The organism is Paenarthrobacter sp. 2TAF44 (genome assembly GCF_052114885.1).
Taxonomy (GTDB): Bacteria; Actinomycetota; Actinomycetes; order Actinomycetales; family Micrococcaceae; genus Arthrobacter.
This window is the reverse complement of record NZ_JBFRFP010000009.1, coordinates 100,270-112,716: the sequence shown is the minus strand read 5'-3', so window position 1 is coordinate 112,716 and position 12,447 is coordinate 100,270. Positions and strand designations below refer to the sequence as shown.

The window sequence follows — 12,447 nt, the reverse complement described above, 5'->3', positions numbered from 1 at the left end:
GGGGTTCTCCTTTTGGCGGTGGTTTTAGGCGTTGGCGGGGACTGGCGCGACCGGTGCGTGGATGCGGAACGTGTTTTCCAGCCGGCCGATGCCGTCGATTTCGGTAGTGAGGACGTCGCCGTCGTTCAGGAAACGCGGCGGGGTCATCCCCATGCCCACTCCCCCTGGCGTGCCCGTGAGTACAAGATCGCCGGGGCGCAGGATGGTGAACTGGGAAATGTAGGACAGGAGCTGCGCGGGGCCGAACACCAAGGTGCTGGTATTGCCCTGCTGCACGAGCTCACCATTGACGTAGCCACGGACCTCGAAGCTTTCGCTTGCTTCGTCCGCAGTCAGCATCACGGGGCCCACTGGGGTTGTGCCGTCCCAGGCCTTGCCTTGGAACCACTGCAGGGTGCGGTTCTGCCAGTCACGCATGGACACGTCATTGGCAACGGTGTACCCGGCAATTGCCGCCCGGGCCTGCTCTTCGTCAGCGCGAAACAGTTCAGAACCCACGACGACGACCAGCTCGGCTTCCCAATCCACGCGACCGCTGCCATGGACTTCTACGACGTCCGCGGCTCCGATCAGGGTGTCAGCGTATTTGGCGAACAGGGTCGGAAATTCAGGAAGTTCGCGTCCCATTTCCTGGATGTGGTCCCCGTAGTTCAGCCCGCAACAGATGACTTTTCCGGCGCGGGGCAGGAGCGGGGCGAAGTCAGCTTCAGTTGCTGCGATGACGGGCTGTCCGCCCTCCGCCGCTGCTTCCGCTGCTCTCTCTGCGATTAGCCGCCATTCCGGGTGTCCCAGGAGCGCGCCGACGTCAGTGGCCGGCAGCGCAACGTAAGTGTCGGCGCCCGTGGCGAGTGCCGCCGTCGTACTTCCGCCCGGGGTGCGCAAGGTGGCAAGTTTCATGGGTTCTGCTCCTTCGAGATTCAATGTGTCGACTTTTTTACGATCGTCACATATGCTCAACGTAGCACGGCAGAAATGATCTGCACAGAGGCATTTCGAAAGTTTTTGCAGTTGCGACAACAAGGAGGAACAGCATGAGCCACAAAACAATCAACCCGGAGTCACTCCCCAAGCCATCCGGTTTTGCGCACGGCATGCTTGCCGGAAACACGGTATTCCTGGGTGGACAGACTGCCTTGGACAAGAACATGAACATCGTTCCCGGCGGCATCGTGGAGCAGTTCACGCAGGCGTTCTCCAACGTGCTGACCACGTTGCGGGAAGCCGGTGGACAGCCGGAGGATCTCGTCAACGTCACCATCTACCTCACAGACGTAGACGACTACATGGCGAACGGCCGCGAGATCGGACGGATCTGGCGTGAAATGGCTGGCACACAGTACCCGGCGATGGCCGGCATCGGTGTGACCCGACTGTGGCAAAAAGAGGCCCTGATCGAAATCCAGGGCATCGCCGTTATTCCTGAGGGCTAAACCTCTGGCCTCTGCTGCGGCCTTAGTGAAGCATGTCCCCTATGGGAACCGTCACCGAATATCTGGAAAACGTCAGCGAGGGCAACCGGGAAATCTTGGAGCGGGTTGTTGAGATCGCGCGTGAACTTGCCCCGGACGCCGAGGAAGGCACCAGCTACGGCATGCCTGCTCTGCTGGTGGACGGCAAGGGCTTCGTGAGCGTCCTCGAAACCAAAAACCACCTGGCCCTATACCCGTTTAGCGGCCAGATCCTGCCGGAGATGTCGGAGGAGCTGGGCGGCTATTCGTGGTCGCCGGGGACACTGCGGTTCTCTGCGGACAACCCGGTTCCGGACTCCATGGTTCGGCGGATTCTGGAGACGCGGCTGGCTGCGATCCGTAAGTAGCTATCTAGTGCTTTGCTGACACGTCCTGCGATATAGCGTTGGCTGTGGCGACGACTTCCTGCCGGACTGACTCGAGATACTTGTCCGGGTCCGGCTCCGCCGCGACAGCCTGCGCCTGCAGGGACACGTTGATCGCCGCAACGTTGTCGCCGTTGTTGTGGTTCCACACCGGCGCCGCGATGGACATCAGCCCGATTTCCAGCTCCTGGTCCAGCAGGCACCAGCCTTGCGCACGCACTTGTTCGACGGCGGCCCTCAAGTCTGCAGCGTTGGCCACGGTTCGCGGCGTGATGGGCTTGAGTTCGACGTTGGCCAGGTATGCCTCGAGCTTGGCCTGTGGCAAACCGGCGAGCAGCACCCGGCCCATGGAGGTGGCGTATGCCGGGAAACGGGTGCCCACCGTGATACCCACGTTCATGATTCGGCGAGTAGCGACGCGGGCAACGTAGAAGATGTCCGGGCCATCCAGGACTGCGGCCGACGTGGACTCCCCCAGCTTTAGGCTCAACTGCTCCAGATGTGGCTGAGCCAGCTGAGGCAGGGACAGCGCCGAAAGATACGAATAGCCGAGCTGCAGCACCTTTGCAGTGAGGGCGAAGGTCTTGCCGTCCGTGCGAACGTAGCCCAACTCCACGAGGGTGTGAAGGAAACGGCGGGCCGTGGCGCGGGTCAGGTCAGTGCGGGCTGCCACCTCACTGAGGGTCATGACCGGGTTGTTCGCGTCGAACGCCCGGATCACGGCCAGACCCCTGGCCAACGACTGCACATACTGGTCGCTGGCCTGCGGGGTAACTGCGGAATCGGTCATGGTTACCAATCCTAGGGTGCGTTGCGGGGCCTACTCTGCATCCCCAGAGCCGGCCCCGCAACGTGAGGAGTGTTAGGCGCCGGGCTTCAGGGGCAGGGGAACGAGCTCCTGGATTTCCTCGAACGTGCAGCCGAACGTCTCGCGTACCGTGACGCCGTCGGGGCCTGTGAGGAACACGGCCTTGTCGGTGTACACGCGCGTCACGCAGCCCACGCCGGTGAGCGGGTAGGTGCAGGATTCAACGAGCTTGGACCCGCCCTCGCGCGTCAACAAAGTCATCATCACGAACACATCCTTGGCTCCCGTGGCCAGGTCCATGGCACCACCCACTGCGGGGATGGCGTCCGGGGCTCCGGTGTGCCAGTTGGCGAGGTCGCCTGTGGCGGAGACCTGGAAGGCGCCGAGGACGCAGATGTCCAAGTGCCCACCGCGCATGATCGCGAACGAGTCAGCGTGATGGAAGTATGACGCCCCGGGCAGCTCTGTGACAGGGATCTTGCCGGCGTTGATCAAGTCACCGTCGATCTCTTCGCCTTCAGCCGCGGGACCCATCCCGAGCATCCCGTTCTCCGTGTGGAGTGTGATGTTCTGTTCTTCGGTGAGGTAATTGGACACGAGCGTTGGCTGGCCGATGCCCAGGTTCACGAAGGAACCCGGTGCGATGTCGCGTGCCACCAGCTGGGCGAGTTCGTCGCGGCCCAACGGCTTCTCGGAGGTCTGGAAACTTGTCGCAGTGCTCATGATCAAGCCACCTTCCCATTTGTGCCGGCAGAATCGACTGTGCCGACAGAACCAACCCGGACCACACTGTTGACGTAAATCCCCGGCGTCACCACGTTCTCCGGATCCAACGAACCGGTGCGCACGACCTCCGAGACCTGCACTATGGTGTGCTTGGCAGCGGCCGCCATGATGGGGCCGAAGTTACGGGCGGTCTTGCGGTACACGAGGTTGCCCTTGCCGTCCGCCTTGAGTGCCTTGATCAGTGCGACGTCGGCGTGAATCGGCGTTTCGAACACCTGCCACTTCCCGTCCAGCAATCGCGTTTCCTTGCCTTCGGCCAGCGTGGTGCCGTAGCCGGTGGGTGTGAAGAACCCCCCAATCCCAGCGCCGGCGGCACGGATGCGCTCAGCCAGGTTGCCCTGCGGAACGAGTTCCAGCTCAATCTCACCCGCATGGAACTTGGCATCGAAGTGCCAGGAATCGGACTGCCGTGGGAAGGAACAGATCATTTTGCGGACCCGGCCTTCCTTGATCAGCAACGCGAGTCCCTGATCGCCCTGGCCGGCATTGTTGTTCACCACGGTGAGGTCTTTCGCGCCACAGTCCATCAGGGCGTCGATCAATTCGAACGGCTGCCCGGCATTGCCGAACCCGCCGATCATCACCGTGGAACCGTCCTTGATGCCGGCGACAGCCTCGCCGACAGTGTCAATGAATTTCAGCATGACTCTTTACCCTTCTAAGCCGATGCGCCGGTAGTGACGTTTTCGAGCACCACAGCCAAGCCCTGTCCAACCCCGATGCAGATCGCAGCGACTCCCCAACGCTGTCCGGAGGCCTGCAGCGAACGGGCAAGCGTCCCAAGGAGGCGGGTACCGGAGGCACCCAGTGGGTGGCCCATCGCAATTGCCCCGCCATGCTGGTTCACGATTCCGGGGTCAATCCCCCACGCGTCAACGCACGCCAGCGACTGCGCGGCGAAGGCCTCGTTAAGTTCGACGGCGCCAACCTGGTCCCAGCCGATGCCCGCCTTCGCGAGGGCCTTGTTCGCCGCCTCCACCGGGGCGAACCCGAAGAACTGGGGATCGTTGCCGTGCGCAGCACGGCCGGCGATGCGGGCCAGCGGCTCCATGCCGAGGATCGAGGAAGCTGCTTCCGAACCGATCCACGCAGCCGAAGCTCCATCATTCAAAGGCGAGGCATTCCCGGCGGTGACCGTACCGCCGTCGGGCCCATCAGACTCGGCACGGAAAACGGTCTTCAAACCAGCAAGCTTTTCAGCGGAAGAACCGGCACGGATTCCCTCATCCCGAACCAGGTCAGTGCCCGGAACCTGCGAAACCAGGTTGTCGTAGAAGCCTTCGTTCCATGCGGAATCGGCCAGGTTGTGCGAGTCAGCAGCGAACTGGTCCTGGCGTTCACGGGTGATCCTATACTTCTCGCGCAGTCGTTCGGTGGCTTCGCCCAGTGAGATGGTCCAGTTCTTGTTCATGGCCGGGTTGATCAGACGCCAGCCGAGCGTGGTGGACGCGAGCGTCATGTCCCCGGCCGGGTACGGCTTGGACGTCTTCGGCAGCACCCAAGGTGCACGCGACATGGACTCTGCACCGCCCACCAACATCAGGTCGGCGTCGCCGGCATTGATCTGGCGGGACGCAATAATCGCTGCATCCAGGGAGGAGCCGCACAGGCGGTTGATCGTTGTCCCGGGAATCGACACGGGCAAGCCTGCCAGCAGGGTAGCCATCCGGGCCACGTTGCGGTTTTCTTCGCCGGCGCCGTTGGCGTTGCCGAACACCACTTCGTCGATCCGTTCAACGTCCAGCCCCGGAGCCCTGCGAACGGACTCGCGGACCACATGGGCAGCAAGGTCATCGGGACGGACATCAGCAAGTCCGGAGCCGAACTTGCCAAAGGGTGTGCGTACGGCGTCGTACACGTATGCCTGGTTCATGGGGGTTTCCTTTGTTTCTATCTGCCCAACTAGGTCGCAATAGTGCGCGTTTTGGACCTTCTAAACGCGCTTAAATGCGACCTAGTTGGGTTCGTTGGCGTCGATCTCGGCGAAGACTTTCTGCGCCGTCTTGAAGGCCGAATTGGCCGAGGGAACACTGCAATAAATTGCGGTCTGCAGCAGGATTTCCTTGATCTCGTCCCTGCTCAGGCCGTTGTTGAGAGCCGCCCGGATGTGCATCGCGAGCTCCTCCCAGTGACCGTGCGCCACCAGTGCAGTGAGGGTGACGGCGGAGCGCATTTGCCGGCTAAGACCGGGCCGCGTCCAGATGCCACCCCAAGCGATCCTGGTGATCATGTCCTGATAGTCCTCGGTGAAGGAGTCCATGTTGGCGTTCGCGCGGTCCACATGCTCATCGCCGAGCACTTCGCGGCGTGCCGCCATGCCGGCGTCGTAGATGTCCTGTCCGGTGGCGCTCGGCTGAACGGCACCATTCCGCTCGGGAGATAAAGAGGTCATCGTCCGTTCTCCTTCATAAAGGTCCGCATCAACCCGGCCACAACTGCAGGCGCCTCCGCTGGGGCGAGGTGCGCGACGCCGTCGAGCGCCACCGCCTGAGCGGTTCCGCCGCCCGCGGTGATACCGGAAACAAAAGCTTCGGCCAGTGACGGCGGCGCCACAGAGTCCTCGACGCCGGCAATCGCCTGGGTGGGAACGGTGATACTGCCGAGCTGCTCGCGGACGTCGAATCCGGCGAGGGCTTCACAGCAGAACGAGTAGCTGAAGCGGTCGGCGTCGCGTAGGGCGTGAAGGAGGCGGCTGCTGATTTCCGGCTGCCGGTCCATGAAGCCAGCGGCAAACCAGCGTTCGGCGGAGCCCTGAATCATCACCGGCGTCCCTAGCTTGCGCACAGTTTCGGCGCGCTCCAGCCAGCCCTCGGGCGTGCCGAGTTTGGCGCCGCTGCACTGGACAGACAGGCTGCGGAGACGGTCGCCGTGCTTGATGCCGAGTTGCAAGCCGGTGGCCCCACCCAGCGAGACGCCCGCGTAGTGGAACTTCGCGCCCGGACTCACAAAGTCGACAAGATCGACGACGGCGTCCGCCAGTTCCGCGATATCGAAACCTTCGGTGGCGGCTGGCGAGATGCCGTGGCCAGGGAGGTCCCAGCCGATGACGTCGTAGTCGTCTCCAAGGAGGGCCGCGGTTTCCGTCCAGAGCACAGTGGACGTACCCAGCGACGGTCCCACCACCAGGAGCGGCTTGGTTCCCAGTTCGCGCTGCGGGGAGAGCAGAACAGCCTTGACGGTTGGCTTAGCCACGGGTGGCTCCCTTCGTTGTCGGTGAGTCGGAGGCGGCAGACCTTGCATAGTCCGGATAGGCGGCAAGGATCCTGCGCGTGATCTCGGCGGCTTCTCCGAGGTAGCTTGCGGGGTCAAGCAATGCCTTGAGCTCCGCGTCGGAAAGCTTGTCCGCAGGGACAGCTTCGCGCAGCAGCTTGGTGTAAATCCGCGTCTGCTCGGCCGCGGGCGCCTTGAGCGTTTCATCGACGACGTTCTGCAGCTTTTGTTTTCCGTCCGGACCCAGGAGAGGCACGACGGCGGCCATCACACCTTCGCTGAGGAGCAGCGGCCCTGAGATCTCGAGGTTCCGGCGCATCGCTTCCGGGAAGATACGAAGGCCTTCCGTGAGTTCGCTGACGTGACCTGAGGACCCCAAGGCCAAGGCGAGCAGCTGGCGCAGGGCCGGCCATTCGCTGTGCCAGGCGCCGTCCGGGCGCTCGTCGTTGAAGGTGGCCGCCGCGAGGTGCAGCTGCGACGCAAGGCCGGGTGCCTGCAGCGCCGCGCTGCGGATGAGTACGGACAGAACGGGATTCTGCTTCTGCGGCATGGCCGAGGAAACCCCGCGTCCGGCAGCCAATGGTTCGCCGAGTTCGGCGACTTCCGGCCGGCTCAGGAACAGTAGGTCCGCGGCGATTTTGCCCAAGGAATCAATCAGGGCAGCAAGTCCATCGCCCAGGGACGTGACTGCCAGTCGGTTGGTGTGCCAAGGAGCAGGCGCGGATGCAAGGCCAAGCTTTGAGGCCAAGGAATCGGCAAGATCAAAAGGAGTGCTCTGCAAGGAAGCAGTCAGTTTGGTTGCCGACGCCAAGGTCCCGCCAGCCCCGCCAAACTGGATGGGCAGCTCAAGGGATTCCAAGCGGGCAGCCGCAGTGGCCACACCGTGGAACCACTGCGCAGCCTTGAGCCCGAACGTGTACGGAAGCGCATGCTGCGTCAGGCTCCTGCCCACGCACAGTGTGTCCGCGTGCTGCCCCGCCAAGATGGCGAGCGCCGTCGTCGTGCGTTTCACGTCAGCCATCAGCGCAGAAATGGTGCGGCTGGCGAGCAGCATGAGGGCGGAGTCGAGGACGTCCTGGCTGGTAAGGGAGGTGTGGACAGCGGTTAGCGCAGAAGCGTCCACGGACTTCACCCGGGCCCGCAGGTCACCGAGCAGCGGAATCACCGGGTTGCCCCCGCCTTGGGCGCGTTCCGCGATTGCGGCAACATCATAAGAACCGGGATTGGCGGCTTCGGCCACAACCGCGGCGGAACCTGCAGGGACGAGCCCCGCCTCCTCAAGGACAACCGCCCAGGCGGCTTCGACGTCGAGGATCGCCGCGATCACGGCACGGTCGCCCGTCAGCGCCGCAACAGCGGGCGACGCCGAGACCGGGCTTAGGAGGCCGAAGTCGCCGTCGGTCATGGCTGGTTTTCCGTTACAGATGAGTCCGCGTTGACGCTGGGTTCCAGCGAACCGTCCTGCTGGAAATCCAGGAAGACGGTCTCGTCGCCGCCCTGCAGCCGGATGTCCCAGGTGAGGCCCCCATCAGGGTCGCGACGGGCGATCAGCGTCTTGCGACGCTCGGGATCCAGGGAGCTCAGCAGCGGATCGTTGGCCAGGGCTTCTTCGTTTTCCGGCAGGTAGACGCGCGTGAAGAGGCGGTTCATGAGGCCGCGGGCAAAGACCGCAACCGAGATGAAGGGTGCCGCACCCGGAGAGGTGGGTCCTGGGTTGACGGTGGTGAACGTGTACACGCCGGAGTTTCCCACGGAGCCGCGGCCCCAGCCGGTGAAGGTGTAGCCATCGCGGACCAGGGATCCGGTGCGCTGGACGATGTTGCCATCGGAGTCCGGCTGCCAAATTTCAAGGATGGCGTCCGGGATGGTGTTGCCGGCGCCGTCGTAGACCGTGCCTTGCAGGCGGATGCTTCCCGGGCTGCCCGGGGCGAGGAGTTCGTTGTCCTTGTTAAAGGGGAGGGCGTAGCCGTAGAAGGGTCCGACGGTTTGGCCCGGTGTGGGTGTCAGCTTGCTCATGTGCTTATTCCTCGTCCCCGGCGTCGCCGAATGCTTCGTTCTCTGTCCAGGTCCGCTGGGAGCCGGTCAGGATGATGTCCCACTTGTAGCCGAGGGCCCATTCGGGGCTGGTCAGCTCGTGGTCGTACTCTGCCACGAGGCGGTCCCGTGCGTCCTGGTCCACGATCGACTGGTAAATCGGGTCCAGCGGAAAGAGCTGATCGCCTGGGAAGTACATCTGAGTGACGATGCGTTGCGTGAATTCCGAGCCGAACATGGAGAAGTGGATGTGGGCCGGGCGCCACGCGTTCAGGTGGTTCTTCCATGGGTACGCGCCGGGTTTGATGGTGGTGAAGCTGTATGAGCCATCGTCACCGGTGATGCAGCGGCCGACGCCGGTGAAGTTCGGGTCCAGCGGTGCGGGGTGCTGGTCGCGCTTGTGGATGTAGCGGCCGGCTGCGTTGGCCTGCCAGATTTCCACGAGCTGACCGGCGACTGGGCGACCGTCGCCATCAAGAACGCGGCCAGCAACGATGATGCGTTCGCCCTGCGGCTCGCCGTTGTGTTGGATGGTCAGGTCTGATTCCAGCGCGTGCACGTCCTGGTGGCCGAACGCGGGCGAGAATAGCTCGATCGTCTCCGGGTCCGCGTGGTGCAGGCTCTTGGTCGGGTGGCGCAGGATGCTGCTGCGGTACGGAGCGTAGTCCAGCCGGGGCATGGTCTCCGGCGCCTTGCCGTTCTTCAGTGCCTCCGCATAGCGGTCCCCGATGCCCCTCATCTCAGCACTGAGATCCGCCTGGGTTTCCACTTTCTTGGAATCATGCGCGGCGTGCGGCTCTGCGGGAGGCACGAGTTCCTCGGATTCGAGCGCCTGTGCAGAGTTGACTTGTGCTGTCTGTTCTTGTGGCACGGCCGGCTCCTTTCGGTTGATTGCTTCGTTATGGGTCTAAATGCGGTGCAGCGAGTCGTATTGGACGGCGTGGCGCACCGGCGCGTTGGGCGCTCCGTAGCCGTCGTAGTTGCCGCGGCGTTCCACCATTTCGAAGAACACGCTCCCAACCGTGGCGGTGTAGAAGTGGAGGAATTCTCCGTTGGCGTCGCGGTCGTACAGGAGATTGAGCTCCTTGAGGGTGGCCAGGAATTCCGGTTCAAGATCGAACCGCGCGTCCAGGTCTTCGTAATAGTTGGCGGGGATCTGCAGGAACTCGAGGCCACGATCGCGGGCCGACCGGGCTGCCCCCACGAGGTCGTTCACGCCGAACGCGATGTGTTCCTGGTACGTTTTGCGGGCAGTTTGCGCCTGCTGTGCCGGTGCGAGGTTCAGCACCAGCCTGACTGAGCCGTCCGAGGTCTCCATGACCTGCGAGCGCACCAGGCCGCTGGGGCTCGGGACTTCGGCGAACGGCTGCGGTTCAAGGGCCAGGGCGCTGGTGTAGAACAGGACGGCTTCGTCGAAGTGCTGCCACGGCTGGGCCAGATTTACGTGGTCAATCACGGCATTTTGCGCACCGGAAACGTGTTCCAGCCCCTCGCCAAACTCGTGCGTCCACGCGGCGGTCCCGTCCGGGCTGCCCTGGCACAGGAAGATTTCGGTGGAGTCCGGGGCAGAGATGCCTTGGAACACTTCCTCATCGGCTTGGACCTTGCGTGCCACGACTGGCGCCTTGAGTTGTTGGGCGCGAGCGGAGGCAATCACTGGAGAGTCGACGTCGAACCCTAGGGCGGCAATAGCCGGTTCGGCATGCTGTGCAGCTTGCTCGTTGATGATCACGCGCGCCTGGCCCATGGTCCAGAGCTGGACGTCCTTGGTGCGGTGGCGGCCCTCGAACTCGAAGCCAAGCTGGCCAAGGAGTTTCTCAAGCTGGGCGGTGTCGTCGGCCTTGACCTCGGCGAAGTTGAAGCCGGCCGGTTCGTTCACCTTGGGCAGCGTGGCCAGTTCCATGGGATAACGACGCCGGGAGGCGCTTCCGTTGCCGGCTGCGGAGTCCTCGGAGGTGCTTTCGAGCCACTTGGCGCTCTGCTCCTCCAGCCAGATCAGGGAGCGCATGGCGTCGACGGCTGTCCGCTCGACATCAGACTGGCGGAAGACATCGTTGAAAACTTCCAGCGAAACCGGACCTGTATAGCCGGCGCGGACCACGTGGCCCATGAACTTGGCAAGCTCGAACTGACCCTCGCCAGGGAACACGCGGTAGTGGCGGCTCCAGGAGAGGACGTCCATGGAGAGTTTAGGGGCGTCGGCCACCTGGACGAAAAAGATCTTCTCCGCGTTGATGTCCTCGATCGGCGCTGTATCCCAGTCGCGGGAAAGGATGTGGAAGGAGTCCAGGCACGTGCCGAGGTTGGGGTGGTCAACCATCTCGACCAAGCGATACGCGTGCTCGTAATCGTTGACGTACTTGCCCCAGGCCAATGCTTCGTAGGCAACTTTGACGCCGTGGTCCCCCGCCAGTTCAGCAAGCTCTGCCAGTTGGGAGGCACGAAGTTCGTCGTCGTCGATTGTTGCCGTCGCCACGTTGGAGCAGACCAGGATGGTGTCCATGCCCAGCCGTTCCATCAGACTAAATTTCGCTTCGGCCCGGCGAAGGTTGGCCTTGAGCAAGTCCGGAGTGACGCCGTCGAAGTCGCGGAAGGGTTGGTAGAGGTCCAGGCCCAGGCCGAGATCGGCAGCCATTTTCCGCACATCCTCGGGGCTGAGCGGCGAGGTGACGAGGTCCTGCTCGAAGATTTCGATGCCGTCAAAGCCCGCTATTGCGCAAGCCTGCATCTTCTCTTTCAGAGTGCCGGAGAGGCAGACGGTAGCGATTCCAGTGCGCATCAGTGACCCGCCTTCGTCAGCTCAGGGGCCAGTGAGGCTGCGGCATCTTCCACGGCGATCAGCTCCAGGAAGTGTGCCCGCATGCGGTCGCGATCGGCGTCGCGTCCGGTGAAGAGCTGGAAAGCGTCGGCCGCCTGACCGACCGCCATCCTGCCGCCGTCGAGGACGTCGCAACCCTTGGCGCGCGCCTCGCGGACTAGCCGTGTCTCGATCGGTCGGTAGACGATGTCGGCAACCCAGTGGCGCGGTTCCAGGAGATCGATGTCCAGGGGCAGTCCCGGATGGGCGGCCATACCGATAGGGGTGCAGTGCACCAGGCCATCGGCGAGCGGCATGATCTCCGGTAAGTCAGTGGGAGTGCGTGGCGTGACGCTTGCCGCCGGAAAGAGTTCGCCGAGTTCCGTGGCACGATCGGCCGCACGGGTGGCGTCCATGTCCACGAGGTCCAGCACGCCGACCCCGGCCTTGAGCAACGCGTAGGCGACGGCGGACCCGGCACCGCCAGCACCCAGCTGGACCACGCGGTCGAGCTTGGCATCAGGGAGACCGTTGGTGAGCGCAGCGCCGAAACCCGAGAAGTCAGTGTTGTGGCCGATGAACCGACCATCCTGAATCAGGACTGTATTAACGGCACCCAGCCTGCGGGCGTCGTCGGAAATTTCGTCAAGGTGCTCCAGCACCAACTGCTTGCACGGGTGCGTGATGTTCAGGCCATTGAAGCCCATGCGCTGGGCTGCGGTGAGGAGATCCCCGACGGCGGTGGCCGGCAACGCGAGTTCCAGTAGGTCGATGGGGCGGTACAGCAAGCGAAGGCCCTGCACGTCGGCTTCGCGTTCGTGCATGGGCGGCGTGAGCGAGGGCATGACGCCGTCGCCTATGAGGCCCACCAGAACGGACTCGGCTCGATTGCTCATCCTAAAGCTCCTTTGACTTCAGCACCCCGGGCTTTAGGCACTTTCTGAGAGCGCCGCCGGACCGGGTGCTATTTAGACTACT

The 12,447-nt window shown here is 63.4% G+C and carries 14 protein-coding genes; 2 read left to right on the top strand and 12 right to left on the bottom strand.

Annotated features, from left to right (window positions below; all coding sequences use genetic code 11):
- Positions 1-24: 24 nt before the first annotated feature.
- Positions 25-897 carry a fumarylacetoacetate hydrolase family protein gene (locus AB4Z15_RS10905; RefSeq protein WP_442017276.1) on the bottom strand — a complete coding sequence of 291 codons (873 nt, stop codon included), beginning with the start codon at positions 895-897 and terminating at the stop codon, positions 25-27.
- A 134-nt stretch (positions 898-1,031) separates the two neighbouring features.
- Between AB4Z15_RS10905 and AB4Z15_RS10900 the strand changes: the two genes are divergently transcribed.
- A complete protein-coding gene (locus tag AB4Z15_RS10900) occupies positions 1,032-1,430 on the top strand; it encodes a RidA family protein (protein ID WP_442017275.1) in 399 nt (132 codons plus the stop codon).
- A gap of 41 nt (positions 1,431-1,471) precedes the next feature.
- Positions 1,472-1,816: an iron chaperone gene (locus AB4Z15_RS10895; RefSeq protein WP_442017274.1), complete on the top strand. Its 345-nt coding sequence runs from the start codon at positions 1,472-1,474 to the stop codon at positions 1,814-1,816.
- A 4-nt stretch (positions 1,817-1,820) separates the two neighbouring features.
- Here the strand turns inward: AB4Z15_RS10895 and AB4Z15_RS10890 are convergent, their stop codons facing one another.
- From AB4Z15_RS10890 to AB4Z15_RS10840, 11 genes are all read right to left on the bottom strand, one after another.
- Positions 1,821-2,624: an IclR family transcriptional regulator domain-containing protein gene (locus AB4Z15_RS10890; protein WP_442017273.1), complete on the bottom strand. Its 804-nt coding sequence runs from the start codon at positions 2,622-2,624 to the stop codon at positions 1,821-1,823.
- A gap of 72 nt (positions 2,625-2,696) precedes the next feature.
- The gene (locus AB4Z15_RS10885) at positions 2,697-3,365 is read right to left on the bottom strand and encodes a 3-oxoacid CoA-transferase subunit B (protein WP_442017272.1); all 669 of its coding nucleotides are present in this window, start codon (positions 3,363-3,365) and stop codon (positions 2,697-2,699) included.
- A gap of 2 nt (positions 3,366-3,367) precedes the next feature.
- A complete protein-coding gene (locus AB4Z15_RS10880; protein WP_442017271.1) occupies positions 3,368-4,072 on the bottom strand; it encodes a 3-oxoacid CoA-transferase subunit A in 705 nt (234 codons plus the stop codon).
- Positions 4,073-4,086: 14 nt separating this feature from the next.
- Positions 4,087-5,301 (bottom strand): thiolase family protein, encoded by a 1,215-nt coding sequence (locus AB4Z15_RS10875; RefSeq protein WP_442017270.1) that lies wholly within the window; start codon positions 5,299-5,301, stop codon positions 4,087-4,089.
- Positions 5,302-5,382: 81 nt separating this feature from the next.
- Positions 5,383-5,820, bottom strand: a complete 438-nt coding sequence (pcaC, locus tag AB4Z15_RS10870; protein ID WP_442017269.1) for a 4-carboxymuconolactone decarboxylase — start codon at positions 5,818-5,820, stop codon at positions 5,383-5,385.
- Positions 5,817-6,620, bottom strand: a complete 804-nt coding sequence (locus tag AB4Z15_RS10865) for an alpha/beta fold hydrolase (RefSeq protein ID WP_442017268.1) — start codon at positions 6,618-6,620, stop codon at positions 5,817-5,819. Before AB4Z15_RS10865 ends, pcaC begins: the two co-directional genes overlap by 4 nt.
- On the bottom strand, positions 6,613-8,043 hold the full coding sequence (locus AB4Z15_RS10860) for a class-II fumarase/aspartase family protein (protein WP_442017267.1): 1,431 nt from the start codon (positions 8,041-8,043) through the stop codon (positions 6,613-6,615). Before AB4Z15_RS10860 ends, AB4Z15_RS10865 begins: the two co-directional genes overlap by 8 nt.
- The gene (gene pcaG, locus AB4Z15_RS10855; protein ID WP_442017266.1) at positions 8,040-8,654 is read right to left on the bottom strand and encodes a protocatechuate 3,4-dioxygenase subunit alpha; all 615 of its coding nucleotides are present in this window, start codon (positions 8,652-8,654) and stop codon (positions 8,040-8,042) included. The genes AB4Z15_RS10860 and pcaG overlap by 4 nt, the downstream gene beginning before the upstream one ends.
- Before the next feature lie 4 nt (positions 8,655-8,658).
- Positions 8,659-9,543: a protocatechuate 3,4-dioxygenase subunit beta gene (gene pcaH, locus AB4Z15_RS10850; RefSeq protein WP_442017265.1), complete on the bottom strand. Its 885-nt coding sequence runs from the start codon at positions 9,541-9,543 to the stop codon at positions 8,659-8,661.
- A gap of 36 nt (positions 9,544-9,579) precedes the next feature.
- The gene (locus AB4Z15_RS10845) at positions 9,580-11,451 is read right to left on the bottom strand and encodes a bifunctional sugar phosphate isomerase/epimerase/4-hydroxyphenylpyruvate dioxygenase family protein (RefSeq protein WP_442017264.1); all 1,872 of its coding nucleotides are present in this window, start codon (positions 11,449-11,451) and stop codon (positions 9,580-9,582) included.
- On the bottom strand, positions 11,451-12,365 hold the full coding sequence (locus tag AB4Z15_RS10840) for a shikimate dehydrogenase (RefSeq protein ID WP_442017263.1): 915 nt from the start codon (positions 12,363-12,365) through the stop codon (positions 11,451-11,453). Before AB4Z15_RS10840 ends, AB4Z15_RS10845 begins: the two co-directional genes overlap by 1 nt.
- Between the last annotated feature and the right edge of the window lie 82 nt (positions 12,366-12,447).

Excerpts from the sequence above, each read along its gene's own strand:
- AB4Z15_RS10905 (WP_442017276.1), bottom strand. The coding sequence starts at position 897 with ATGAAACTTGCCACCTTGCGCACCCCGGGCGGAAGTACGACGGCGGCA.
- AB4Z15_RS10900 (WP_442017275.1), top strand. The coding sequence starts at position 1,032 with ATGAGCCACAAAACAATCAACCCGGAGTCACTCCCCAAGCCATCCGGT.
- AB4Z15_RS10895 (WP_442017274.1), top strand. The coding sequence starts at position 1,472 with ATGGGAACCGTCACCGAATATCTGGAAAACGTCAGCGAGGGCAACCGG.
- AB4Z15_RS10890 (WP_442017273.1), bottom strand. The coding sequence starts at position 2,624 with ATGACCGATTCCGCAGTTACCCCGCAGGCCAGCGACCAGTATGTGCAG.
- AB4Z15_RS10885 (WP_442017272.1), bottom strand. The coding sequence starts at position 3,365 with ATGAGCACTGCGACAAGTTTCCAGACCTCCGAGAAGCCGTTGGGCCGC.
- AB4Z15_RS10880 (WP_442017271.1), bottom strand. The coding sequence starts at position 4,072 with ATGCTGAAATTCATTGACACTGTCGGCGAGGCTGTCGCCGGCATCAAG.
- AB4Z15_RS10875 (WP_442017270.1), bottom strand. The coding sequence starts at position 5,301 with ATGAACCAGGCATACGTGTACGACGCCGTACGCACACCCTTTGGCAAG.
- pcaC (WP_442017269.1), bottom strand. The coding sequence starts at position 5,820 with ATGACCTCTTTATCTCCCGAGCGGAATGGTGCCGTTCAGCCGAGCGCC.
- AB4Z15_RS10860 (WP_442017267.1), bottom strand. The coding sequence starts at position 8,043 with ATGACCGACGGCGACTTCGGCCTCCTAAGCCCGGTCTCGGCGTCGCCC.
- pcaG (WP_442017266.1), bottom strand. The coding sequence starts at position 8,654 with ATGAGCAAGCTGACACCCACACCGGGCCAAACCGTCGGACCCTTCTAC.
- AB4Z15_RS10845 (WP_442017264.1), bottom strand. The coding sequence starts at position 11,451 with ATGCGCACTGGAATCGCTACCGTCTGCCTCTCCGGCACTCTGAAAGAG.
- AB4Z15_RS10840 (WP_442017263.1), bottom strand. The coding sequence starts at position 12,365 with ATGAGCAATCGAGCCGAGTCCGTTCTGGTGGGCCTCATAGGCGACGGC.